Origin of the sequence: Kitasatospora sp. NPDC005856 (assembly GCF_040629945.1) — a bacterium.
Classification (GTDB): domain Bacteria; phylum Actinomycetota; class Actinomycetes; order Streptomycetales; family Streptomycetaceae; genus Kitasatospora.
This window is the reverse complement of the sequence record NZ_JBEXWT010000084.1, coordinates 16,463-41,129: the sequence shown is the minus strand read 5'-3', so window position 1 is coordinate 41,129 and position 24,667 is coordinate 16,463. Positions and strand designations below refer to the sequence as shown.

Here is a 24,667-nt window from a genome sequence, read left to right as displayed (position 1 = left end):
GTCGCCCACTCCGGCGCGCCGGAACCACCGCGCACACCGGTCGATGCGGGCCGCAGTGGCCTCCGGACCGGTCCCGTCGAGCCGTCCACCGGCGGATGCGCGCGGACGGGCGGGCCGAGCTGGAGGTCCGCTGGCAGCCGCAGGGCGCCCCGGCGGCCGGGCACCGGGTCACCCTGCGGGCCGAGGCGCTGAACCGGCCCCGGCTGCTCGCCGACCTCACCGCGGCGATCTCCGGCGCCGGCGTCGGCATCGTGTCGGCCGAGGTCGAACCGCCGCAGGAGTCCCGGGTCCGGCACACCTACACCGTCGAACTGCCCGAGCCGGCCGCCCTGCCCGGGCTGATGCGGGCGATGCTCAAGGTCTCCGGGGTGTACGACGTGAGCCGCCCGCAGGCCCCGGAGGGCGGCCGGGAACCGGGGGAGCGGCCGCTCGGCCCGGTAGCCCGGGGGAAATCGGGATGACCGGCCCGCGCCGGGCGTGCGACCATCATGGGGAATTCACGGCCGGTCCACGGCGTTGTCCGGGCACAGGAGCCCGGGCGGCAGCCCGAGGACCCGAGGGGTAGCTCTCCCCGCCCGGACGGTAGCCGGGGCGGCAGCTGGGCAGACTCCGTACGGGACCGCCACCGCGGCCCCCGAAGGCCACCCGTACCAGCGAGCCAAAGGACAGAATGACCTCCACGTTCGACACCCGCGACCACGCCGACGCTCCGCGCCGCCTCGACGGTCTGCGGGCGGAAGCCCTCATGGACGAGGACCTCGCGGCCATCGACGAGGACCTCGGCCACCACTACGACGGCGACCAGTACGACCGCAGTGAGCGAGCCGCCCTGCGCCGCGTCGCCGGCCTCTCCACCGAACTCGAAGACGTCACCGAGGTCGAGTACCGCCAGCTCCGCCTGGAGCGCGTGGTGCTCGTCGGCGTCTGGACCGACGGCACGCTGGAGGAGGCGGAGAACTCGATGGCCGAGCTCGCCGCGCTCGCCGAGACGGCCGGCTCCCAGGTGCTGGACGGCCTCATCCAGCGCCGCGACAAGCCCGACGCGGCCACCTACATCGGCTCCGGCAAGGCGAAGGAGCTGCGCGACATCGTCGCCGCCAGCGGCGCCGACACCGTGGTCTGCGACGGTGAGCTCACGCCCGGGCAGCTGATCCACCTGGAGGACGTGGTCAAGGTCAAGGTCGTCGACCGGACGGCCCTGATCCTGGACATCTTCGCCCAGCACGCCAAGTCCCGGGAGGGCAAGGCGCAGGTCTCGCTCGCGCAGATGCAGTACATGCTGCCGCGCCTGCGCGGCTGGGGTCAGTCGCTGTCCCGGCAGATGGGTGGCGGTGGCTCCGGCACCTCGGGCGGCGGCATGGCCACCCGTGGTCCCGGTGAGACCAAGATCGAGACCGACCGGCGCCGGATCCGCGAGAAGATGGCGAAGCTCCGCAAGGAGATCGCCGACATGAAGAAGGGCCGCGACACCAAGCGCCAGGAGCGCAAGCGCCACCAGGTGCCGTCCGTGGCCATCGCCGGGTACACCAACGCCGGCAAGTCCTCGCTGCTCAACCGGCTCACCGGCGCGGGCGTCCTGGTGGAGAACGCGCTGTTCGCCACCCTGGACCCGACCGTGCGCCGGGCCGAGACCCCGAGCGGGCGGCTCTACACCCTGGCCGACACCGTCGGCTTCGTCCGGCACCTGCCGCACCACCTGGTCGAGGCCTTCCGCTCGACCATGGAGGAGGTCGCCGACGCCGACCTCATCCTGCACGTGGTGGACGGCTCGCACCCCGAGCCGGAGACGCAGCTGGCCGCCGTCCGCGAGGTCATCGTCTCGGTCGACGCGCAGAACGTGCCGGAGATCGTGGTGATCAACAAGGCGGACGCCGCCGATCCGCACGTGCTCCAGCGCCTGCTGCGCCGCGAGCCGCACGCCATCGTGGTGTCGGCCCGCAGCGGAGCGGGCATCGAGGAGCTGCTGCAGCTCATCGACGACGAGCTGCCGCGTCCGGCGGTCGAGGTGCGGGCCCTGGTGCCCTACACCCAGGGCGCGCTGGTCTCCCGGGTGCACGCCGAGGGAGAGCTGATCTCCACCGAGCACACCGGCGAGGGCACCCTGCTGCACGCCAAGGTGCCGGCCGAGCTGGCCGCCGAGCTGGAGTACTTCGCCGTGGCCCTGCAGGGCTGAGGCCCCGGTACGCGGAGGGCCCCTGGAAACCGTCGCGGTTTCCGGGGGCCCTTTCCCGTGCCCCCGCGGGGGCTACCTGACGTTCTTGGCGAAGTAGTCGAAGGCCTGCTTGGCCTGGTCCTGCAGGGAGGGCCCGGCCTGGTAGCCGGCCGGATTGCGGTCGCCCACCGCGCCGACGCTGATCAGGTTGGGCTTGCCGTCCCGGGTGACGAACCAGCCGCCGCCGGAGGCGCCGGCCGTCATGGAGCAGCCGATCACGTACATCGGCGGGCGGGTCCGGTCGAAGGAGAGCCGCCCGGGCGCGACCGGGGAGTCGCACTGTTCGAGCTCCAGGCCGTCGAACGGCCGCTCGGCGGGGTAGCCGAAGGCGGCGGTCGTGGTGATCTGCTCGCGCGGGGCGTTGAACCAGATCGGCACCGAGCCGCCGACCGTCTCCTCCAGGGACCTTCCGGAGCCGTCCTCGCCGCGCACCCGCAGCACGCCGTAGTCGTACTGGTTGCGGGCGCCGACACCGCCCTCCTGGAGCCAGGTCGGCGAGACCAGCGCGCGCACCGCCGTCCACCGGCCGTACGGGGCGGCCTGCTGGTCCGGGTTCGGCTTGCCGTGGACCATCCGGCCGTCCCGGTTGAAGCCGGGCACGAAGACCAGGTTCTTCAGCCAGCCGCCGCCCTTGCCGTCGTGCAGGCAGTGCGCGGCGGTGTAGACGAGGTTGCTGCGGCCGGGGGCGACCGGGTCGGAGACCACGGTGGCGGAGCAGACGGCGTCGCCCTGCGGGGTGGTCATGAAGAGCCGGCCGACCACCGCGCCGGCCCGGCCGTACGGGTGCGGCTGCGGCGCGGCCGGGACGGCGGCGGGCGGGGCGTCCTGTTCGACGCCGGCCGCCGCGGGGGCGGCGAGGGAGTGCTCCGGGGTGGGCCGGGGCTTGGCGGTGTCCATCCGGGCCGCCGTCCAGGAGCCGGGCGCCGCGTCGCCGGAGAAGGCGCTGTCGGCGACGTAGCGGTCCCAGTCCTCCACCTTCCAGCCGGTGAGGTCGCCCAGGCTGGTGGGCGCGGACCGGGGCAGGGCCAGGGGCGCGGTGGCGGGCCGGGGCGGGCCGTCCGGGCCGCACCCGGACGCGCCCAGCGCGAGCGCGGCGAGCAGCGCGGCGCAGGCCGTCGCGGCCCGGCGCCGCCGGCTGGTGGTTGTCGGCATGCTGGCTCGTCCCCCGTGCTGCGCTGGTGGTTCCGTACCGCCCCCCGGCGGCTGCTTCCTTCGAACGGCTGCTACTTCTTGGAGATCCAGTCCAGCGCCTGCCGGGCGACCGCCTCCAGGTAGGGGCCGCTCAGCGTGGTGTGCTCCTGGGTGCCGATCGAGGTGTTGCTGACCAGTGCCGTCCTGCCGTCGGGCATGGTGGCGAACCAGCCGCCGCCACTGGCGCCCTGGGTCATGTTGCAGCCGATGGTCAGCATCGTCGGGCGCTTGGCGTCGAAGGAGAGCCGGGTCGGCTTGCCGCCGTCGCACTTGTACAGCTCCTGGCCGTCGAACGGCTTGACGAGCGGGTAGCCGACGGCCGAGACCTTGAGCTGGTCGCGCGGCGCGTCGAACCAGACCGGGACGGCCGAACCGACCGTCTCCTCCAGGGACTTGCCGGTGTCGTTCTGGTTGCGCACGCGCATGACCGCGAAGTCGTACTGGTTGGCGGCGTCGCCACTGCCGCCGCCCTCGACCATCCACTGCGGCGAGGCGGTGACCTGCTCGGCCCACCAGGTGCCGAGCGGGGCCAGCTCGGACAGCGGGGCCCGCTTGCCGCCGCTGGAGGCACCCGAGTTGTTGTAGGCGGGCACGAAGACCAGGTCCTTGTAGAAGCTCCCGCCCTTGCCCTCGTGCACGCAGTGACCGGCCGTCCAGACCAGGTTGCTCCTGCCCGGGTGCTGCGGGTCGGTGATCACCGTCGCCGAGCAGTTGCCGCGGCCGCCCTGAGCGGAGAAGAACACCTTGCCGGAGGGCTGCTTGGTGTACGGGCGGGGCACCGCGACGGCCTTGACCACCGGGGGCTCGGGGTCGGTCACGCCGTCGTCGGTGGCCGGCGCGGGAGTGGCGGGGGCGGGCTTGGCGACGGGCGGGGCGGGGTCGGCGGGCTTGGAGTCGCCCATCTTGTCCGGGTCCCAGAAGTCCTTCACCACCGGGTTGTTGAAGACGTGCTTGGACGCCCACTTGTCCCAGTCCTCGAACTTCCACTTCTTCAGGTCGTCCCAGGTTCTGGGCAGCCCCTCCAACAGGCTGGTCGGCAGCCCGGACGGGAGGGTGATCCCGCCGATCGCCCCGCCCGTGCCCGCGGCCGGGGACGCCGTGGAGGAGGGCGGCGGCGCGGCGCTGGTCCCGCCGCCGCCCGCCGGGCCGTCCGGCCCGCAGGCGCTCACGGCGAACAGGGTGCCCGCGGCCAGGGCGGCGGCCAGGGCTGACCGGTGGATCGTTGGCATCTGTGCGCTTCCCCCTGTGCTCGGGCGGTGGGTGCCGGGTGGTGCCTGGGCGCCGGATGACGCCGGGTCACCGGGTGGTGCCGGGTGGCTCCGCGCCGGGGTGGCGGGTGCCCGGCCGGTCCGCGGTGCGCGGTCCGCCGTCCTGGAGTCTTCCATCGCCGAGGAGGACGGCGGTGCCCGCCCCCCGGGTTGCGGTGCGGGCCGGAGGTCACCGATCCGTGATCCGGGCCCGGCCGCCTCACCGCCCCAGCAGGGCATTCGGTCCCGAATGTGCACAATCGCCGATTCTCACCCGGACGAGTGAGCGGTCCTTGTGATCACCCGTCAGGGATAGGTAACCCTTACCTGACGCGACGGTGTGAGCGCCCGCCGATCCCCTCCACCACAGTGCGCGTCCGCACCCCCACGCGCCCCAAGGAGCAGCCTTGAGCACCGCCCTCACCGGAGCCCCGCCCGTACCGCCGCCCACCGTGGAGCGGGCCTCCGGGCACGACCCGCTGCTGCACCCCGACCCGGCCGTCGCCGCCGAACAGGCCGGACTGGAGGCCCTGCTGCGCTGCTGGACGCGGGAGACCGGAGCCCGGCCCGGCCCGGACGGCCGACTGCGGATCGCCGTCCTCGGCGGAGCCGCCCGACTCACCGCCCCGGTCCGCTACTGGTCGCCCGGCGGCTGGCACCGCTTCGGGCCCGCCACCCTCGCGGCCGGCGAGGGCGGCGCCGAGGCCCCGGTCGACGCCGTCACGGCCGCCGCGCTGCTCGCCGCCGCGGCCGCCGAACGGCCCGACCCCGGCCAGGTCGCCGACCTGGCCGGCCGGGTCGCCGACTCGGTCGTGCGCACCGCCGAGATCCTCGCCCACCGCCGCACCGCCGCCGCGCCCGGCGGCCCGGAGCGCTCGCACTTCCTCGCCGCCGAGCAGTCCCTGCTGCTCGGCCACCCGCTGCACCCCACGCCCAAGAGCCGCGACGGCCTCGGCCCGGCCCAGAGCGCCGCCTACTCGCCCGAACTGCACGGCTCCTTCCAGCTGCACTGGTACGCGGTGGACCGCGCACTGCTCGCGGCCGGCTCCGCCGTCGCCGAGAGCGCCGAGCAGCTCACCGCCGGCCTGCTCGACGACGGCCCGGCGCTGCCGCCCGGCACCGCGGCCCTCCCGCTGCACCCCTGGCAGGCCCGCGAACTCGCCCACCGCCCGGCCGTCGCCGCACTGCTGGCCGACGGGTTGCTGCACGACCTCGGCCCGGCCGGTGAGCCCTGGTACCCCACCTCCTCGGTGCGCACCGTCTACCGGCCCGGCACCCCGTGGATGCTCAAGCTCTCGCTCGGCCTGCGGATCACCAACTCCCGCCGGGAGAACCTGCGCAAGGAACTGCACCGCGGCCTGGAGATGCACCGGCTGCTGGAGAGCGGACTGGCCGCCGAGTGGCGGTCCGCCCACCCCGGCTTCGACATCGTCCGCGACCCGGCCTGGATCGGCGTCGACCACCCCGACCTCGGCGACCCGGGCGGCCTGGACACCGTGCTGCGTGCCCAGCCCTTCGCACCCACCGACCGCGTGCTGTGCGTCGCCGGGCTGGTCGCCGAACAACCGCTCGGCAGCGGCGACACCGTGCCCTCCCGGCTCGGCGACATCCTGCGGGCGCTGGCCCTGCGCTGCGCCCGCCCGCTGCCGACCGTGGCCGCCGAATGGTTCCTGCGCTACCTGGACGCGGTCGTGCTGCCCATCCTCTGGCTGGACGGCCGGGGCGGCATCGCCCTGGAGGCCCACCAGCAGAACAGTCTGGTGCTGCTGGACGCCGACGGCTGGCCCCGCGGCGGCCGCTACCGCGACAACCAGGGCTACTACTACCGGGAGAGCGCCACCGCCGGGCTCGCCGCCCGGCTGCCCGGGCTCGGCACGGACAGCGACACCTTCCTGCCGGACGAGGTGATCGACCACCACTTCGCCTACTACCTCGGCATCAACCACGTGCTCGGCCTGATCGGCGCCTTCGGCTCCCAACGGCTCGCCGACGAAACGGTGCTGCTGGCGGCGCTGCGCCGGTTCCTGGCCGGGCCGCGGGCCGCCGCCACCGGCTCGGCGCTGCCCGCGCTGCTGCTGGACGCGCCCACACTGCCCTGCAAGGCCAACCTGCTCACCCGGATCAACGGCATGGACGAGCTGGTCGGCCCGGTCGCCAGCCAGTCCGTGTACGTGGACATCCCCAACCCGGTGGCGGGCGCCTGATGCCGCACGACCTGCCCGGGTGGGGCGCCGTCCCCACCCCGGCCGGCGAGTTCCGGCTCGGCCCGGTCCGGCTGCCCGCCGACCTGGCGCTGCTCGCCGGGTGGATGAACGACCCGGAGGTCGACGCCTTCTGGGAGCTCGCCGGGCCGCCGGAGGTCACCGAACGGCACGTCCGGGCCCAGCAGGACGGCGACGGCCGGAGCCTGCCCTGCCTCGGCCTGCTCGACGGCGAGCCGATGAGCTACTGGGAGGTCTACCGCGCCGACCTCGACCCGCTCGCCGCGCACTACCCCGCCCGGCCGTACGACACCGGCGTGCACCTGCTGCTCGGCCCCGCCGCCAGCCGCGGCCGGGGCCTGGGCGCCGTCCTCCTCGCCGCCCTCGCAGAATTGATTCTTCGCCGGAATCCGCGCTGCGAACGGGTGGTGGCCGAGCCGGACGTCCGCAACCGGCGGTCCGTCCGGGCCTTCGAAAGGGCCGGATTCCGAGCCGCCGCCGAACTCGACCTGCCCGGCAAACGCGCCGCCCTGATGGTCCGCGACCGGGCCGACGGGCCCGCCGCGCAGGCCCAACTCCCCGCCTAGGACACCCCTGTGGACACCTCGACACCCCCTGCGTACGACCTGCTCGGCGTCGGCATCGGCCCGTTCAACCTCTCGCTCGCCGCGCTCGCCGAGCCCGTCCCCGGCCTGCGCACGCTCTTCTGCGACCAGCGCCCGGAGTTCCGCTGGCACCACGGGATGCTGGTGGACGGCGCCCGGATGCAGGTGCCGTTCCTCGCCGACCTGGTCTCCCTGGTCGACCCGACCAGCCCGTGGTCCTTCCTCAACTACCTGCGCGACCAGGACCGGCTCTTCCCGTTCTACTTCGCCGAGCGCTTCCAGCTGCCGCGCCGCGAGTACGACCACTACTGCCGCTGGGCCGCCGAGCGGCTGGCCAACTGCCGCTTCGGCACCGAGGTCACCGCCCTGCACTGGGACGCGCCCTGGTACCGCGCCGAGCTGACCGACACCGCGACCGGCCGGCGCCGCGAGGTCAGGGCCCGCAACCTCGCCCTCGGCGTCGGCACCCGGCCGGTGCACCCCGAGGCCTTCGCCGAACTGGCCGGCCACCCGCGCGCCTTCCACTCCGCCGAGTACCTCGACCGCCGCGCCGACCTGGCCGGAGCCCGGGACATCACCGTGGTCGGCAGCGGACAGTCCGGCGCCGAGGTCTTCCTCGACCTGCTCCGGCGCCACGAGGGCGACGGCGTCCGGCTGCGCTGGCTCACCCGCACCAGGGCGCTCGCCCCCATGGAGTACTCGAAGCTCGGCCTGGAGCACTTCACCCCCGACTACACCCGCTACTTCCACGGCCTGCCCGCACCCGTCCGGGACGCGCTGGTCACCGCCCAGTGGCAGTTGCACAAGGCCGCCAGCGCCGAGACCCTCGCCGAGATCCACGACCACCTCTACGAGCGCACCATCGGCCGGCCGATCGACACCGCCCCGGTCGAGATCACCCCCGGCACCGCCGTCACCGCCGCCCGGCCGGGCCCCTGCGGCGGCCTCGAACTGCACTGCCGGCACACCGACTCCGGCGCCGAGCACCTGCTGCGCACCGACGCCGTGGTGCTCGCCACCGGCTACCGGGCGGCCCGACCGGCCGCGCTCGAACCGCTCGCCGAACTGATCGACTGGGACGAGGCCGGGCGCTACCGGGTCGACCTGGACCACCGGGTCGCCACCCGGACCGAACTCACCGGCGGGCTGTACGTCCAGAACGCCGAACTGCACACCCACGGCGTCGGCACCCCCGACCTCGGACTCGGGGCCCACCGGGCCGCGGTGATCCTCAACGCCGTCACCGGGCGCACCGTCCACCGGCTGCCCGACCGCACCGCCTGGACCGGCTTCGCGCCGCCCGTACCCGCTCCCGCTCCCGCTCCCGCTTCCGGGCCCGCCGGCGCTTCCCCGACCGCTCCCGGGCCTGCTCCCGCCGGGCCCGCTTCCGACCTCGCGCCCTACGACCACGACCGGACCCCCGTCGTCCCCCGCCCCCAGGAGTTGACCCGTGCCGCAACCGTCGGCCGCTGAACCGCCGCTGCACCTGCCCCCGCACCTCACCGCCGGGCACTGGCAGCGGGCCGGCCGCGCCCTGCTGGCCAAGATGCTGGGCGAGTTCGCCTACGAGGAACTGCTGCGGCCCGTCCCCGGCGAGGAGCCCGGCGAGTACCGGCTGGAGCTGCCCGAGGCCGAGTACCGCTTCACCGCCCGGCGCGGCGCCTACGACAGCTGGCAGGTCGACCCGGACTCGGTCCACTGCACCCGCCCGGACGGCCTGGATCCGCTGCGCTTCCTCCCGTACGCCCGGCAGACCCTCGGCATGCGCGGCGAGACCACCGGCCACCTGATCCGCGAGCTCTCCGCCACCCTGACCTCCGACGCCCGCCAGCTCGCCACCGCGCTGACCGCCGCCGAACTCGCCGACCTCGACCACGCCGCCCTGGAGGGCCGGCAGACCGGCCACCCCTGGATCGTGCCCAACAAGGGCCGGATCGGCTTCTCCGGCAGCGACGCCGCCCGCTGGGCCCCCGAGGCCCGCAGCCCGCGCCCGCTGCCCTGGATCGCCGTCCACCGCCGGCTCGCCGAGTACCGCGGGGTGCCCGGTCTCGAACGGCCCGAGCAGCTGTACGACCGCGAGCTGGACGACGTGGACGCGCTGCGCGCCGTGCTCGGCCCGGCCGCGGAGGACTACCTGCTGCTGCCCGTGCACCCGTGGCAGTGGGACGAGACGGTCCTGCCGCTGTTCGCCCCCTGGATCGCCTCCGGCGAGATCGTTCCGCTGCCCTCGGACGGCGATCCACGGCTGCCCCAGCAGTCCATCCGCTCCTTCTTCAACACCGCCCACCCCGAACGCTGCACCGTCAAACTGCCGCTGTCCATCCTGAACACCCTGGTCTGGCGCGGGCTGCCGGTCGAGCGCACGCTGGCCGCGCCCGCCGTCACCGCCTGGCTGCTCGGGCTGCGCGACGCCGACCCGTACCTGCGCGACGAGTGCCGGGTGATCCTGCTCGGCGAGATCGCCTCCGTCACCGTCGACCACCCGCTCTACCGCGAGCTGCCCGAGGCGCCGTACCAGTACAAGGAGCTGCTCGGCGCGATCTGGCGCCAGCCGCTCGGGCCCTTCCTGGACGGCGGCGAGCGGGCCCGCACCCTGGCCGCGCTGCTGCAGACCGGCTCCGACGGGCGGGCGCTCGCCGCAGAGCTGATCGACCGCTCCGGCCTGCTCCCCGGCGACTGGACCGCCCGGCTGTTCGCCGCGATGATGCCCCCGCTGCTGCACTTCCTCTACCGCTACGGGCTGGTCTTCTCCCCGCACGGCGAGAACGCCATCGTGGTCTTCGACCCGTCCGACGCGCCGGTCCGGCTCGCGGTCAAGGACTTCGTGGACGACGTCAACCTCAGCGCGCAGAGCCTGCCCGAACTGGACGCACTGCCCGCCGAGGTGGCCGAGGTGCTGCTGCGGGAGAGCCCGCAGGGGCTCTGCCAGTTCATCCACTCCGGGCTGTTCATCGGCGTCTTCCGCTACCTCGCCCCGCTGCTGGAGGCGCAGACCGGGCTGCCCGAGACCGACTTCTGGGCGCTGCTGCGCGCCGAGGTGCTGCGCTACCAGGCCCGTTTCCCCGAGCTGTGCGAGCGCTTCGAGCTGTTCGACCTGTTCCGCCCCCGGATCGACCGGCTCTGCCTCAACCGCAACCGGCTGCTGCTGGACGGCTACCAGGACCGCCCGCACCGCCCCCACGCCGCCCGGTACGGGACCGTGCCGAACGCGCTGGTCGCCGTGGACGTGCGACTGCCCGCGCAACGGGACCGGATTGTCACCCCCGCCCCGTAGGGTGGGAGGGTCATGACGAACGACTCCGAATCCCACGACTCCGAATCCCAGCGGGCGGCGCTCCCCGGCGACGAGGCCGAGGAAGCCGTCGCCGTCCCGCGCTCGCGGATCCCCGAACTGCTGCACGCCGCGGTGGCGGCCGTAGGCGGTGTGGAGCGCCCCGGCCAGGTCCGGATGGCCGAGGCCGTCGCCGACGCCGTCGACCACGGCGAGCACCTGCTCGTCCAGGCCGGCACCGGCACCGGGAAGTCCCTGGCCTACCTGGTGCCCGCGCTCGCCCACGGCGACCGCGTGGTCGTCGCCACCGCCACCCTCGCGCTGCAACGCCAACTGGTGGAGCGGGACTTGCCGCGCACCGTCGAGGCGCTGCACCCGGTGCTGCGCCGCCGCCCGCTGTTCGCGATGCTCAAGGGCCGCTCCAACTACCTGTGCCTGCACCGGGCCAACGAGGGCACCCCGAGCGAGGAGGGCGAGGGCCTGTTCGACCCGGTGGACGCACTCGGCGGGCCCACCGGGAAGCTCGGGCAGGACGTGCTGCGGCTGCGTGACTGGGCCGACGAGACCGAGACCGGGGACCGCGACGACCTCAGCCCCGGCGTCTCCGACAAGGCCTGGGCCCAGCTGTCGGTCACCTCCAAGGAGTGCCTGGGCGCCACGCGCTGTCCGTACGGGCAGGAGTGCTTCGCGGAGAAGGCGCGGGAGCGGGCCAAGCTGGCGGACGTCGTGGTCACCAACCACGCGATGCTCGCGATCGACGCGATCGAGGGCGCGCCGGTGCTGCCCGAGCACGGGCTGCTGATCGTGGACGAGGCGCACGAGCTGGTCAACCGGGTCACCGGCGCGGCCACCGCCGAGCTGACCGTCGGCGCGGTCAACCGGGCGGTGAAGCGGGCCGCGCGGCTGGCCAACGAGAAGGCGGTCGACGCGCTCCAGGCCGCCGCCGAGAACTACCACGGCCTGATGGAGACCGCCCAGCCCGGCCGGGTCGAGGAGCTGCCCGAGTACCTGGCGTACGCGGTCACCGCGATCCGGGACGCCTCCCGCCAGGTGATCACCTCGCTGGGCGAGACCAGGGACAAGGGGCTCAGCGACGAGGACGCCGTCCGCAAGCAGGCGATGGCCTCGGCCGAGGCGCTGCACGAGACGGCCGAGCGGCTGCTGGAGGACTCCGAGTACGACGTGGTCTGGATCGAGCGCAGCGACCGCTACGGGCTGGGCACCGCCTCGCTGCGGGTCGCCCCGCTGAGCGTCTCCGGGCTGCTGCGCGAGGGGCTGTACAAGGAGCGCTCGGTCGTCCTCACCTCGGCCACGCTCAAGCTCGGCGGGGACTTCAACGGCGTCGCCGCCTCCGTCGGCCTGCCCTCCGAGACGCGGCTGCCGGACGTCCGCACCGCCGGGGACAACCCGGAGTCCGGCCCGGCCTTCGGCGAGGACGCGGTGCCGCACTGGCGCGGGATCGACGTCGGCTCGCCGTTCAAGTACCCCAAGCAGGGCATCCTGTACGTCGCCAAGCACCTGGCCGACCCCGGGCGCGATCCCGAACGGCCGGACATGCTGGACGAGTTGGCCGAGCTGATCGGCGCGGCCGGAGGGCGGACGCTGGGTCTGTTCTCCTCGATGCGGGGAGCCCAGACGGCCGCCGAGGCGATGCGCGAGCGGCTGGACCACCGCGTCCTGCTCCAGGGCGAGGACACCCTGGGCGAGTTGATCCGGGAGTTCGCCTCGGACGCCACCACCTGCCTGTTCGGCACGCTCTCGCTCTGGCAGGGCGTCGACGTGCCCGGCTCGGCCTGCCAGCTGGTCGTGATGGACCGGATCCCGTTCCCCCGGCCGGACGACCCGCTGATGAGCGCCCGCCAGAAGGACGTCGAACAGCGCGGCGGGAACGGCTTCATGGCCGTCGCGGCGACGCACGCGGCGTTGCTGATGGCGCAGGGCGCGGGTCGGCTGGTGCGCGCGGCCGACGACCGGGGCGTGGTCGCGGTGCTGGACCCGCGGGTGGAGACCAAGCGGTACGGGAGCTTCTTCCGGTCCTCGATGCCCGAGTTCTGGTACACCACGGACCGCAACCAGGTGCGCCGCTCGCTGGCGGCGATCGACGCCTCGGCGGCGCCGGTGCGGCCGGTGGTGAAGCGGGGCTGAGGGGGCGGCCCGCGGGCTCCGTGCTCTTGGGTTCCCCGGTTCCCCGGTTTCCGGATTCACGTCCTCCGGGTCGAAACGCCGGAGGGGCTCCCCGCACGAGCGGTGGAGCCCCTTCCCGGTGCTGTCGGTGGCGGAAGGAGGTCAGAGGCGGCGCAGGACGGCGACGACCTTGCCCAGGATGGTCGCGTTGTCGCCGTTGATCGGCTCGTACGCCGAGTTGTGCGGCATCAGCCAGATCCGGCCGTCCTCACGCTTGAGCCGCTTGACGGTGGCCTCGCCGTCGATCATCGCGGCGACGATGTCGCCGTTCTCGGCGACCGGCTGGCGGCGCACGGTGACCCAGTCGCCGTCGCAGATGGCGGCCTCGATCATCGAGTCGCCCCGCACGGTGAGCGCGAACAGCTCGCCCTCGCCGACCAGCTGCCGGGGCAGCGGGAAGACGTCCTCGACCGTCTGCTCGGCCAGGATCGGCCCGCCGGCGGCGATCCGGCCGACCAGCGGAACGTAGGAGGTGGACGGCCGGCCGGCCGTCTCGGCGGTGTTCGGGCGGGCCACCTCGACGCCGCGCACCTCGTAGGCGCGCGGGCGGTGCGGATCCCGGCGCAGGAAGCCCTTGCGCTCCAGGGCCATCAGCTGGTGGGCGACCGAGGAGGTGCTGGACAGGCCGACGGCCTGGCCGATCTCGCGCATGGACGGCGGGTAGCCGCGGCGCTGGACGGAATCCCTGATGACCTCGATCACCCGGCGCTGGCGCTCGGTGAGACCGGCCTCGTCGGTGCGGATGCCGGGGGGGCGGCCGGGCATCGCGCGGGCGGGGGAGGGATGGGTGTCGTCCATGGCGGTGGAGTGTTCGATCGGCTGGTCCGGAACGCGGGGCGCCCCGGGCAGGGCCGCGCCGGGGAGACGGTGGTCTTCGCTACGGTCCATGCTGATGTCCACACCCTGCTGATTCGTGGTGCGCTGCCCCACCTTGAACTGGGAGTGTTCCTGCACCGGGATGGTGTTGCTTTCGATCGTGTTCACGGCGGCCCCTCTCGACGGCTGTCCTCTCCCTTTTCCAGCCCAACGCGCCTCCTATCGAAAGGTTGCGCCAAACACACGTTCGAGTGAATTATTCGGGAGTTGACTGACTCGATCAAGGCTTTGTTGTACATCGAGTAAATGTTCGAGAAGAACTCGACTCCGGCAGTCTAATCGGCGCCGCCCCGACGTCGACACGCCACGGCGCTCACCTCCCCCGGACTCCTAGATGTAGTGGCTACAGTCCTCTCCGTGCCCAGTACTAGTGGTCGCCCGGCATGATCAGCTTGCCGAGGTCGGGGGCACATCGCTTAGACTCAAACGGTCCGAACGTTCTGCCAGGGAGGGATCCCCAGGTGCACTGCCCCTTCTGCCGGCACTCCGACAGCCGCGTTGTCGACAGCCGGACCACCGAGGACGGCAGCTGCATCCGCCGTCGTCGGCAGTGCCCGGACTGCGGCCGCCGCTTCACCACGGTGGAGACGGCCGCGCTGATGGTCATCAAGCGCAGCGGCGTCACCGAGCCGTTCTCCCGGCAGAAGGTCATCACCGGCGTTCGCAAGGCCTGCCAGGGCCGCCCCGTCACCGAGGACGCGCTGGCCCAGCTCGGCCAGCGGGTCGAGGAGTGCGTGCGCGCCAGCGGCAACGCCGAGCTGACCACCCACGACGTGGGGCTGGCCATACTCGGTCCGCTCAAGGAACTCGACGTGGTCGCCTACCTGCGCTTCGCCTCCGTGTACCAGGCGTACGACGGACTGGAAGACTTCGAGGCCGCCATCGCGGAACTCCGCGCCGAGCGGCCCCGCGCCCCCGAGGCGGACGACACCCCCGTGTCCGTCTCCGCCGCCGCGCCCTAGGAGGCGCCGGCACCGGGCCCCGGGCGGGCCCCGTCGCACCACCACGGCCCCGCGGGGCCCACGCGTGCCCGAAAACTGGGCACAGAACACTACAAACCGTGCGTAAGCAGGCAAGGTCTCCGCCTGCCCGCACACCGGAAGAACGAACCAGCAGTGCCCGGACTTTTCGGGGCACTTCGGGCGTTTGCCCAGGAGGAGGAGCGAGAAGTGACAGACACCACGAGCGGTTCCGCGCGCGGGTCGAAGTCCGAGAAGGCCGCGGCCAAGGGCGCCAAGGCCCCGAAGGGCGGTCTCCGGATGGAGCGCATCTACACCACCCCTGGCGTCCACCCGTACGACGAGGTCCGCTGGGAGCGGCGCGACGTCGTCATGACCAACTGGCGCGACGGCTCGATCAACTTCGAGCAGCGCGGCGTCGAGTTCCCCGACTTCTGGTCGGTCAACGCCGTCAACATCGTCACGTCCAAGTACTTCCGCGGCGCCGTCGGCACCCCGCAGCGCGAGTGGAGCCTGAAGCAGATCATCGACCGCGTGGTGCTCACCTACCGCGCCGCCGGCGAGAAGCACGGCTACTTCGCCACCAAGGACGACGCCGAGATCTTCGAGCACGAGCTGACGCACGCCCTCCTCCACCAGGTGTTCAGCTTCAACTCGCCGGTCTGGTTCAACGTCGGCACCAAGCAGCCCCAGCAGGTCAGCGCCTGCTTCATCCTGTCCGTCGACGACTCCATGGAGTCGATCCTCGACTGGTACAAGGAAGAGGGCATGATCTTCAAGGGCGGCTCCGGCGCCGGCCTCAACCTCTCCCGGATCCGCTCCTCCAAGGAGCTGCTCTCCTCCGGCGGCAACGCCTCCGGCCCGGTCTCCTTCATGCGCGGCGCCGACGCCTCGGCCGGCACCATCAAGTCCGGTGGCGCCACCCGCCGCGCGGCCAAGATGGTCGTGCTCGACGTGGACCACCCGGACGTCGAGGCCTTCATCGAGACCAAGGTGAAGGAGGAGGAGAAGATCCGCGCCCTGCGCGACGCGGGCTTCGACATGGACCTCGGCGGGGACGACATCACCTCCGTCCAGTACCAGAACGCCAACAACTCGGTCCGCGTCAACGACGAATTCATGACCGCCGTCGAGAACGGCACCGAATTCGGCCTGCGCGCCCGGATGACCGGCGAGGTCATCGAGACCGTCGACGCGAAGAAGCTGTTCCGCAAGATGGCCGAGGCCGCCTGGGCCTGCGCCGACCCCGGGATCCAGTACGACACCACCATCAACCACTGGCACACCTGCCCGGAGTCCGGCCGCATCAACGCGTCCAACCCCTGCTCCGAGTACATGCACCTGGACAACTCCAGCTGCAACCTCGCCTCGCTGAACCTGATGAAGTTCCTGCGCGACGACGACTCCTTCGACGCCACGACCTTCGCCAAGGTCGTCGAGCTGGTCATCACCGCGATGGACATCTCCATCTGCTTCGCGGACTTCCCCACCGAGAAGATCGGCGAGACCACCCGCGCCTACCGCCAGCTCGGCATCGGCTACGCCAACCTCGGCGCCCTGCTGATGGCCACCGGCCACGCCTACGACAGCGAGGGCGGCCGCGCCCTGGCCGGCGCCATCACCTCGCTGATGACCGGCACCGCCTACCGCCGCGGCGCCGAACTCGCCGGCGTGGTCGGCCCGTACGACGGCTACGCCCGCAACGCGGCCCCGCACCAGCAGGTCATGAAGCAGCACGCCGACGCCTCGCTGGACGCCGTCTCCTTCGACGACCTGGACGCCCCGGTCCGGCTGGCCGCCAACAAGGCCTGGCAGGACGTGCTGCGCATCGGCGCGCAGAACGGTTTCCGCAACGCCCAGGCCTCGGTGCTCGCCCCGACCGGCACCATCGGCCTGATGATGGACTGCGACACCACCGGCGTCGAGCCCGACCTCGCCCTGGTCAAGTTCAAGAAGCTGGTCGGCGGCGGCTCGATGCAGATCGTCAACGGCACCGTCCCGCGCGCCCTCAAGCGCCTCGGTTACCTGGACGAGCAGATCGAGGCGGTCGTCGCCCACATCGCCGAGCACGGCAACGTCGTGGACGCGCCGGGCCTGAAGCCCGAGCACTACGAGGTGTTCGACTGCGCGATGGGCGAGCGCTCCATCTCTCCGATGGGCCACGTGCGGATGATGGCCGCGATCCAGCCGTGGATCTCCGGTGCCATCTCCAAGACCGTGAACATGCCGGCCGCCGCGACCGTCGAGGACGTCGAGGAGATCTACTTCGAGGCGTGGAAGATGGGCGTCAAGGCGCTCGCCATCTACCGCGAAAACTCGAAGGTCGGCCAGCCGCTCTCGGCCAAGAAGAAGGACTCCGAGACCGCCGAGGCCAAGGCCGAGGAGGCCCCGGCCGCCGTGGTCGAGAAGGTCGTCGAGTACCGCCCGGTCCGCAAGCGCCTGCCCAAGGGCCGTCCGGGCATCACCACCTCCTTCACGGTCGGTGGCGCCGAGGGCTACATGACCGCCAACTCCTACCCGGACGACGGTCTGGGCGAGGTCTTCCTGAAGATGTCCAAGCAGGGCTCGACCCTCGCGGGCATGATGGACGCCTTCTCCATCGCCGTCTCGGTCGGCCTCCAGTACGGCGTGCCGCTGGAGACGTACGTCTCGAAGTTCACCAACATGCGCTTCGAGCCGGCCGGCCTGACCGACGACCCGGACGTGCGGATGGCGCAGTCGATCGTCGACTACATCTTCCGCCGCCTGGCGCTCGACTTCCTGCCGTTCGAGACCCGCTCGGCGCTCGGCATCCACTCCGTCGAGGAGCGCCAGCGCCACCTGGAGACGGGCTCGTACGAGCCGCTGGAGGCCGAGGAGGAGCTCGACACCGAGTCGCTCGCCCAGTCCGCCCCGGTCGCCGCCAAGCCGGCCGCCGTCCCGGCCCCGGCCGTCGAGGCGCCCAAGGCGGCCCCGAAGCAGGCCCACAACTCCACGGAGCTGATGGAGATCCAGCTCGGCCTCAACGCCGACGCCCCGCTCTGCTTCTCCTGCGGCACCAAGATGCGCCGCGCCGGCAGCTGCTACCTCTGCGAGGGCTGCGGCTCCACCAGCGGCTGCAGCTGACCACGCTCGACCCCGGTGGTCGCCTCCTGAGGTGACCCCCTGAAGCGGGGCGAGGACCATTCCGGTCCTCGCCCCGCTTTTTCGCGTTCCCGGGAATGCCGATGTCACGTTCGGGGGTGGAGTCCGGTCCGCAGGGGGTGACGGGTTCTTCCGAGCCTTCCGAGAAGGAGTGGTGTGGTGATGGGAACGGTGCTGGTGACCGGGGCGACGGGCACGCTCGGGCGGGAGGTGGTGCGGCTGCTGGTGGCGCGCGGGGTGGCGGTGCGGGGGCTGAGCCGGCGGGCGCGGGGCGGGGGTGACGGGGTCGAGTGGGCGGTCGGGGACCTGGTGACCGGCGCCGGGATCGCGGAGGCGATGGCCGGGGTCGAGGTGGTGGTGGACTGCGCGACCACGCAGAAGAAGGAGGACCTGGCCGGGGTGCGGACCCTGGTGACCCGGGCCCGGGAGGCCGGGGTGCGGCACCTGGTGTACGTGTCGATCGTCGGGATCGACCGGGTCCCGATCGCGTACTACAACACCAAGCTCGCCTGTGAGCAGGTGGTGCGGGAGTCGGGGCTGGGCTGGACGGTGCTGCGGGCGACGCAGTTCCACGACCTGCTGCTGCGGGTCTTCGGCGCCTCGGCGAAGCTGCCGGTGTTCCCGGTGGTCGGCGGGGTGCGGTTCCAGCCGGTGGACGTCCGGGAGGTGGCGGCGGCGGTCGCGGACCTGGTGGGGGAGGAACCGGCCGGCTTCGCGCCGGAGGTCGGCGGCCCGCAGGTGCGCTCGTACCGGGAGCTGGCCGGGGCGTACCTCCGGGCGGCGGGCAAACGGCGGCTGCTGCTGCCGCTGCGGCTGCCGGGCGCGGTCGGCCGGGGGCTGCGCGAGGGCGGCAACCTGACGCCGGACCGGGCGGTGGGCCGGGGGACCTTCGAGGAGGCGCTGGAGCGGCGGTTCGGGTGAGCCCCGTGATTGTCAACCAGGGTTGACAAGCGCGCGAGTGTCAACCACAGTTGACATCATGAGCGAGAGCGGAGAGCTCGCGGCCGCCGCGAGCAGTCGTGACCCCGCCGTGGGGCTCCGGGCGGTCCGTGCGCTGCGCGATCTGGCGGACCGCCTGGAGGGCCTGCAAGTGGGCAGTGCCCGTTCGCAGGGCTGGTCTTGGCAGGACATCGCGGTGTGCCTCGGGGTGACCAGGCAAGCGGTGCACAAGAAGTACGCGAAGCGCGGAGCCGGCAAGGGCGAGGACGGAGGCTGAGCGATGTTCGAACGGTTCACCGACGCGGCGCGGCAGGTGGTGACCGGGGCCCAGCAGGAGGCTCGGGACCTGCGGCACGGTCACATCGGGACGGAACACCTGCTGCTGGCGATCCTGACCATATCGGGCGACCCGGCGGCCGACGTCCTGATCACGATGGGCCTGGGGCACGAGACGGCGCGTCGCGCGGTGGTGCGGCTGCTCGGACCGGGCGGCGACGCCGAGGCACTGGCCTCGATCGGAGTGGACCTGGACGCCGTCCGGGCCGCGGTGGAATCGGCCTTCGGGGAGGGCGCGCTGGACACGCCGCCGGACGGGGAAGCCAAGCGGCGCGGCTGGTTCCGTTCCGGGGAGTCGAAGCCGGGGCGCAGCCCGTTCAGCCCTCGGGCGAAGAAGGCGCTGGAGCTGTCGCTGCGCGAGTCGCTGCGGCTGAAGTCGGGGGAGATCGCGGTGGGGCACCTGCTGCTCGGGGTGCTGCGCGAGGGGGAGGGGCTCGGGGCACGGGTGATCGCCGACCATGGGCTGGATCCGGTCGCCGTTCGGCGGGCGGTCGAGGGGAGGCTCGGGCAGGGGGCCGGGGCCTGACCGGGGGGGCCGGGTGGGCGTCGGCGGCGTCGGCGGCGTCGTGGTGCGGTGTGGGCGGCGTGAAGGTAGGAGATTGGCCGTCAACTGGCCGCTTGAGGCCTATGTCTGAATCGATATGATCGGCCGAAAGCGTGAACCGATCAGACGCCCGGAGACGTTTCGTCACGTCGCCGGGCGGTCCGTATGCGCCCGACCCGGCTGTCGGCGGCCGCAACCGTCGCCGACCCGCCGCCCGCGCCGCCGCCCGCCGACGTTGCCGAGGACCGCACCGATGAGAGAAGCCACCAGCCCCGACGGCCGATCGCGCCGACGGCCCGCGCCGCGCACCGCCGCCCTGACCGCGGCCGCCGTGCTGCTGGCGCTGGTCGCCGCGCCGGTCGGCATCGTCCGGGCGTTCGGCGCGCACCAGCCGCTCACCGCCCTCGCGGTGGGCGCCGTCACGGTGCTCTGGCTGATCACCGTCGGGCTCGCGGCGTCCGGCGCCGAGCGCACCCGCACGCTGACCGAGGACCTGGCCGCCCAGCACGAGGAGACCCGGGCCGCGCTGGTCGCCGCGGGCACGGCCCGGCAGGCCGAGACGGCCGCCGCCGACCGCGCCGCCGCCGCGCTCGCCGAGCGGGACGCCGCCCGCGCCGAGCAGGCCCGCGCCGAGGCGGACGTCACCGCCGCGCACGCCGAGCTGGCCCGGCTGCGGGCCGAACTCGACGCCGATCGGGCCGGGGCGGAGAGCGAGCGGACCCGGGCCGAGTCGGAGCGCGCCGAGCTGGCCCGGATACCCGAGGGCGTGCTGCCCGAGGTGGTGACGAAGCTGCGGGCCGGCGCGGCCGTGGACAGCGCGCTGGCCGTCCACCGCAAGCACCCCCAGTACGCGCTGCTGCGCGCCGTCGGCGAGGAGATCGGCCGCGGCGAGCGGCTGCGGGCCGCCGCGCTGGCCGTCTGCGCGACCGCCGCCGGGCGGGTCCAGGCGTTGGCCACGAGCATGCACGCCGAGCTGCGCGAGATGCAGCACCGGCACGACGAGGACGTCCTCGGCGACCTGTTGAGCCTGGACCACTCGACCGCCCAGGCGGGCCGGATGGCCGACAGCATCGCGGTGCTCACCGGCGCCCGCTCGGGCCGCCGATGGGCCAAGCCGATCGCGGTGGAGTCGGTGCTGCGCGGCGCGCTCGGCCGGATCGGCGCCTACCAGCGGGTGCGGCTGCACAACGCCAGCAGCGCCGCGGTCGCCGGGTACGCGGCCGAGGGCGTGATGCACGCGCTGGCCGAACTGCTGGACAACGCCACCAACTTCTCCGCTCCGCCGGCCGAGGTGCACGTCTACGTCGAGGAGGTGCCCGCCGGGCTGGTGGTCACCGTCGAGGACAGTGGGCTGGGCCTGAGCGACAGCTGGCTGCGCCGGGCCGAGCGGGCCGTCTCCGCCGAGCCGCTGGACCTCACCACGCTCTCCGCCGGTACCCGGCTGGGGCTCGCGGTGGTCGGCGTGCTGGCGCGCAAGCACGGGCTGCAGATCTCCTTCCGGCCGTCGGCGCGCGGCGGTACCGGCGTGGTGATGCTGATCCCGCAGCAGCTCGTCACGCACTCGGTGCCGGCCGCCAGCCCGGCGCCCGTCCGGGCGTCCGTCCCGGCTCAGGCGCCGGCCGCGGAGACCGCGCGCCCCGCGCTCGCCTCGGCGCGCCCCGCGCCCGCCTCCCTGCCTCCGGCGCCCCTCGCGCAGCGGACCCCCGCCGGGACGCAGGGTGCCACCGCGCCCGCCCTGCCGGTTGTGCCCGCCGCGACGCCCGTGCCCGGGACGACGCCCGCGCCCGCCGCTCCCGCCCGGATGACCGACAGTGGCCTGCCGCAGCGCCGTCGCGGGCAGACGCTGGCCACCACCGCCCCCGCGGCGGCCAGGACCGTGAAGACCGTGAGCACCGACGCGGCCGGTGCGGCCGCCCGGTTCGGTGCGTTCCGCCGGGCCGTCGCCCGTCCCGAAGGGGCGGAGCAGCCCCCTGCCGGGGCGCCGACCACGGAGCCCGACACCATGCCCGACGCTTCCCCCGTCACCGAGAAGGACACCTGATGAGCAGCGCCACCGACCGCGACCTCGACTGGCTGTTGGAGAACCTGCTGGCGGCGACCCCCGGCACCCGGCACGCCCTGGTTCTCTCCGCCGACGGCCTCAAGCTGTGCCACACCGCCGGGCTGAGCACCGACCAGGCCGACCAGCTGGCCGCCATCGCCTCCGGCCTGCAGAGCCTGGCGCACGGCGCCTCGATCGAGTTCGGCGACGGCAGCGGCGGCGTGCGGCAGTCGATGACCGAGTTCCACGGCGGCATCCTGTGCATCGTGGCGGCCGGTGAGGGCGCGCACCTCGCGGTGGTCACGGACGACGAAGCGGACGTCGGCGTGGTCGGCCACAACATGCACGGCCTGATCGAGCAGATCGGGATCCACCTCAGCGCGCCCGCCCGGTCGGCGGAAGGCGAGGCCGCCGCGCATGAGAGCGCCGGCATATGAATGCCGGGCCGGTGCTGCCGGGCCGTGACGACGATCCGGACCGCCTCTACACCATCACCCGGGGCCGCAGCCGGGCTCCGGAGAACGCCTTCGACCTGGTCACCCTGATCGTCGCCGAGCGGCAGCCGGCGCCCGGGATGCAGTCGGAGCACGCCCGGATCCTGCGGATGTGCGAGGCTCCGACCGCCGTCGTGGAGGTGGCGGCGGAGCTGGCGCTGCCCGTCTCGGTGGTGAAGATCCTCCTCGGCGACCTGCTGGAGTCCGGGGCGGTCACCGCCCGCCACCCCCGGTTCGCGCCGAACAAGGCCCGGCTGCCCGACCTCGACACGCTGAAGCAGGTGCTGCATGGCCTCCAACAGCTCTGACGCGCGGGACGCCGCCGACGACGCCGGAGCCCGGACCGCCGGCGCGCGCACCCCGCTGCGGGCGACCGCCGACAACGCGCTGAAGATCGTCGTGGTCGGCGGCTTCGGGGTGGGCAAGACCACGCTGGTCGGCTCGGTCAGCGAGATCCGCCCGCTGAACACCGAAGAGGTGATGACCAAGGCGGGCGAGGGCATCGACCCGGCCGGAGCCTGGGGCAAGCGCTCCACCACGGTCGCCTTCGACTTCGGCCGGATCACCCTCTCCGAGCGCCAGGTGCTGTACCTGTTCGGCGCGCCCGGACAGGAGCGCTTCTGGTTCCTCTGGGACCGGCTGTTCAGCGGAGCCCTGGGCGCGGTCGTCCTGGTGGACACCCGGCGGCTGGAGGACTCCTGGTACGCGATCGACCGGCTGGAGCACCACGGCACGCCGTTCATCGTGGCCCGCAACAACTTCGGCGAGCCGGGCCACACCCTGGAGCAGGTCCGCGAGGCGCTGGACCTGCCGGCCGGGGTACCGCTGGTGGACTGCGACGCGCGTGACCGCGAGTCCGGCAAGCGGGTGCTGATCGCCCTGGTCCACCACCTGGCCGCCCTGGCCGGGGCCGACCGGACGGCCCTGGCCGACGGCGAGATCCTGACCGACGGTGGGGCGCCGGCCGACGGCCAGGCCCTGACTGACGGCCAGGCCCTGACTGACGGCCAGGCCCCGACTGATGGCGGGGCCCTGACTGACGGCGGGTCCCCGACCGGTGGCCAGGCCCTGCTCGACGGCCGGGCCCCGGCCGAGGGCGCCGTCCTGGTCACCGCCGCCGGGCGAGCGCCCGCCCCGGCAGGGTCCCGCACCGCGATCTACGAGGAGAGCACCCCGTGACCGAGCCCGCCGCCACCCCGCCCCCGGGCTGCCCGGCGCACGCCGGCGCCACGCCGCTGTACGGGCCGCGCTTCCAGACCGACCCCGCCCAGCTCTACCGCGAGCTGCGCGCCGCGCACGGCCCGGTCGCCCCGGTCGAGCTGGCCGGCGGTGTGCCCGCCTGGCTGGTCATCGGCTACCGCGAGCTCCAGCAGGTGACCGGCCAGCCGCAGCTGTTCGGCCGTGACTCCAGCCGCTGGCACGCCTGGGAGGTGCTGCCCGCCGACTGGCCGCTGAAGCCGATGATGGCGCCCGTGCCCTCGATCCTCTACGCCGAGGGCGAGGAGCACGTCCGGCGCTCGCGCGCGGTCACCGACGCGCTGGCCGGGATCGACCCGTACGAGCTGCGCAAGCACGCCGAGGAGATCGCCGACGGGCTGATCGACGAGTTCGCCGGGCGTGGCGAGGCCGACCTGGTCGCCGAGTACGCGCACCGGATGCCGCTGCTGGTGCTGTGCCGGGTGCTCGGCCTGGACGAGGAGCAGGCGCCGCAGCTGATCGCGGCGCTGCTGGCGATGCTGGACGGCGGCCCGGACGCGCCGGCCGGCGCCCAGCGGCTGCTGGAGCTGATGCTCGCGCTGGTCGAGGAGAAGGCCGAGTACCCGGGCGCCGACGTCGCCTCGCGGATGCTGGCGCACCCGGCCGGGCTGACCCACGACGAGGTGATGCGCGACCTGCGGGTGCTGCTGATCGCCGGCCACCAGCCGAGCTCGTACTGGATCTCCAACGCGCTGCGGCTGATGCTCACCGACGAGCGGTTCGCCGCCTCGCTGGCCGGAGGCCGCCGCAGCATCAGCCAGGCGCTGAACGAGGCGCTCTGGGAGGACACCCCGACCCAGATCTTCGCCGGCCGCTGGGCGGTCCGGGACACCCAGCTGGGCGGGCAGCGGATCGGTGAGGGGGACCTCATCCTGCTCGGCATCGCCGGGGCCAACGCCGACCCGTCGGTCCGGCAGGCGGACGGCCGCCCGGCGGAGGGGAACCGGGCGCACATGAGCTACTCGTACGGCGAGCACGGCTGCCCCTTCCCGGCCCAGGAGGCGGCCGAGGTGATCGCCACCACCGCGATCGAGGTGCTGCTCGACCGGCTGCCGGACCTGCGGCTGGCGGTGGCCGAGCACGCACTGGTGTGGCGGCCGTCGGCCTGGGTGCGGGGGCTGGTGGCGCTGCCGGTCTCGTTCACCCCGGGCCAGCCGGCCTGACCGTTCAACACCCGCCGTTCGAAA

18 protein-coding genes and 3 pseudogenes are annotated in these 24,667 nt (G+C 73.6%); 18 read left to right on the top strand and 3 right to left on the bottom strand.

The genetic code is table 11. The features are described 5' to 3' along the window. Together ABZ449_RS33830 and hflX are read left to right on the top strand one after the other, a co-directional pair. On the top strand, positions 1 to 461 hold a 461-nt coding region (locus ABZ449_RS33830; protein ID WP_360353765.1), incomplete at its 5' end, for an ACT domain-containing protein. 209 nt (positions 462 to 670) lie between these two features. Further along, positions 671 to 2,173: a GTPase HflX gene (gene hflX, locus ABZ449_RS33825; RefSeq protein ID WP_360353764.1), complete on the top strand. Its 1,503-nt coding sequence runs from the start codon at positions 671 to 673 to the stop codon at positions 2,171 to 2,173. Between the two features lie 72 nt (positions 2,174 to 2,245). On the opposite strand, the gene ABZ449_RS33820 is transcribed toward hflX, so the two are convergent. Continuing rightward, entirely contained in the window at positions 2,246 to 3,364 is a 1,119-nt protein-coding gene (locus ABZ449_RS33820; RefSeq protein WP_360353762.1) for a hypothetical protein, read from the bottom strand. Between the two features lie 71 nt (positions 3,365 to 3,435). Next, positions 3,436 to 4,632: a hypothetical protein gene (locus ABZ449_RS33815; RefSeq protein ID WP_360353760.1), complete on the bottom strand. Its 1,197-nt coding sequence runs from the start codon at positions 4,630 to 4,632 to the stop codon at positions 3,436 to 3,438. Between the two features lie 425 nt (positions 4,633 to 5,057). Here ABZ449_RS33815 and ABZ449_RS33810 point away from each other — a divergent pair, with 425 nt between their 5' ends. The 5 genes from ABZ449_RS33810 to ABZ449_RS33790 are packed head-to-tail and all read left to right on the top strand — an operon-like array spanning position 5,058 to position 12,872. Then, on the top strand, positions 5,058 to 6,854 hold the full coding sequence (locus tag ABZ449_RS33810; RefSeq protein ID WP_360353758.1) for an IucA/IucC family protein: 1,797 nt from the start codon (positions 5,058 to 5,060) through the stop codon (positions 6,852 to 6,854). Then, positions 6,851 to 7,438 carry a GNAT family N-acetyltransferase gene (locus tag ABZ449_RS33805; RefSeq protein ID WP_360353772.1) on the top strand — a complete coding sequence of 196 codons (588 nt, stop codon included), beginning with the start codon at positions 6,851 to 6,853 and terminating at the stop codon, positions 7,436 to 7,438. The genes ABZ449_RS33810 and ABZ449_RS33805 overlap by 4 nt, the downstream gene beginning before the upstream one ends. Positions 7,439 to 7,447: 9 nt before the next feature. Continuing rightward, the gene (locus ABZ449_RS33800; RefSeq protein ID WP_360353757.1) at positions 7,448 to 8,929 is read left to right on the top strand and encodes a SidA/IucD/PvdA family monooxygenase; all 1,482 of its coding nucleotides are present in this window, start codon (positions 7,448 to 7,450) and stop codon (positions 8,927 to 8,929) included. Beyond that, on the top strand, positions 8,907 to 10,730 hold the full coding sequence (locus ABZ449_RS33795; protein WP_360353755.1) for an IucA/IucC family siderophore biosynthesis protein: 1,824 nt from the start codon (positions 8,907 to 8,909) through the stop codon (positions 10,728 to 10,730). Before ABZ449_RS33800 ends, ABZ449_RS33795 begins: the two co-directional genes overlap by 23 nt. A 12-nt stretch (positions 10,731 to 10,742) precedes the next feature. Next, the gene (locus ABZ449_RS33790; RefSeq protein WP_360353753.1) at positions 10,743 to 12,872 is read left to right on the top strand and encodes an ATP-dependent DNA helicase; all 2,130 of its coding nucleotides are present in this window, start codon (positions 10,743 to 10,745) and stop codon (positions 12,870 to 12,872) included. A gap of 141 nt (positions 12,873 to 13,013) precedes the next feature. Here ABZ449_RS33790 and lexA read toward each other — a convergent pair whose 3' ends face one another. Beyond that, on the bottom strand, positions 13,014 to 13,709 hold the full coding sequence (gene lexA, locus ABZ449_RS33785; RefSeq protein ID WP_360353770.1) for a transcriptional repressor LexA: 696 nt from the start codon (positions 13,707 to 13,709) through the stop codon (positions 13,014 to 13,016). Positions 13,710 to 14,248: 539 nt separating this feature from the next. Here lexA and nrdR point away from each other — a divergent pair. From nrdR to ABZ449_RS33730, 11 genes and pseudogenes are all read left to right on the top strand, one after another. Then, the gene (gene nrdR, locus ABZ449_RS33780; RefSeq protein WP_360353751.1) at positions 14,249 to 14,749 is read left to right on the top strand and encodes a transcriptional regulator NrdR; all 501 of its coding nucleotides are present in this window, start codon (positions 14,249 to 14,251) and stop codon (positions 14,747 to 14,749) included. A gap of 207 nt (positions 14,750 to 14,956) precedes the next feature. After that, positions 14,957 to 17,851, top strand: a complete 2,895-nt coding sequence (locus tag ABZ449_RS33775; protein WP_360353749.1) for a vitamin B12-dependent ribonucleotide reductase — start codon at positions 14,957 to 14,959, stop codon at positions 17,849 to 17,851. Between the two features lie 180 nt (positions 17,852 to 18,031). Continuing rightward, positions 18,032 to 18,790 (top strand): NAD(P)H-binding protein, encoded by a 759-nt coding sequence (locus ABZ449_RS33770; RefSeq protein ID WP_360353747.1) that lies wholly within the window; start codon positions 18,032 to 18,034, stop codon positions 18,788 to 18,790. Positions 18,791 to 18,848: 58 nt separating this feature from the next. Beyond that, positions 18,849 to 19,085, top strand: coding sequence for an RNA polymerase subunit sigma-70 (locus ABZ449_RS33765; RefSeq protein WP_360353745.1), 237 nt, complete (start codon positions 18,849 to 18,851; stop codon positions 19,083 to 19,085). A gap of 3 nt (positions 19,086 to 19,088) precedes the next feature. Continuing rightward, positions 19,089 to 19,379, top strand: a pseudogene (locus tag ABZ449_RS33760) (Clp protease N-terminal domain-containing protein); the annotation flags it as partial. A gap of 78 nt (positions 19,380 to 19,457) precedes the next feature. After that, positions 19,458 to 19,670, top strand: a pseudogene (locus ABZ449_RS33755) (Clp protease N-terminal domain-containing protein); the annotation flags it as partial. Positions 19,671 to 19,941: 271 nt separating this feature from the next. Beyond that, on the top strand, positions 19,942 to 21,729 hold the full coding sequence (locus ABZ449_RS33750; RefSeq protein WP_360353743.1) for an ATP-binding protein: 1,788 nt from the start codon (positions 19,942 to 19,944) through the stop codon (positions 21,727 to 21,729). Beyond that, positions 21,729 to 22,166 (top strand): roadblock/LC7 domain-containing protein, encoded by a 438-nt coding sequence (locus tag ABZ449_RS33745; protein ID WP_360353742.1) that lies wholly within the window; start codon positions 21,729 to 21,731, stop codon positions 22,164 to 22,166. Before ABZ449_RS33750 ends, ABZ449_RS33745 begins: the two co-directional genes overlap by 1 nt. Continuing rightward, entirely contained in the window at positions 22,163 to 22,531 is a 369-nt protein-coding gene (locus tag ABZ449_RS33740) for a DUF742 domain-containing protein (protein WP_360353740.1), read from the top strand. The genes ABZ449_RS33745 and ABZ449_RS33740 overlap by 4 nt, the downstream gene beginning before the upstream one ends. Beyond that, positions 22,512 to 23,135: pseudogene (locus ABZ449_RS33735) on the top strand (ATP/GTP-binding protein); the annotation flags it as partial. The gene ABZ449_RS33740 and the pseudogene ABZ449_RS33735, both read left to right, overlap by 20 nt. 263 nt (positions 23,136 to 23,398) lie before the next feature. Beyond that, positions 23,399 to 24,643 carry a cytochrome P450 gene (locus tag ABZ449_RS33730; RefSeq protein ID WP_360353738.1) on the top strand — a complete coding sequence of 415 codons (1,245 nt, stop codon included), beginning with the start codon at positions 23,399 to 23,401 and terminating at the stop codon, positions 24,641 to 24,643. Positions 24,644 to 24,667: the final 24 nt, after the last annotated feature.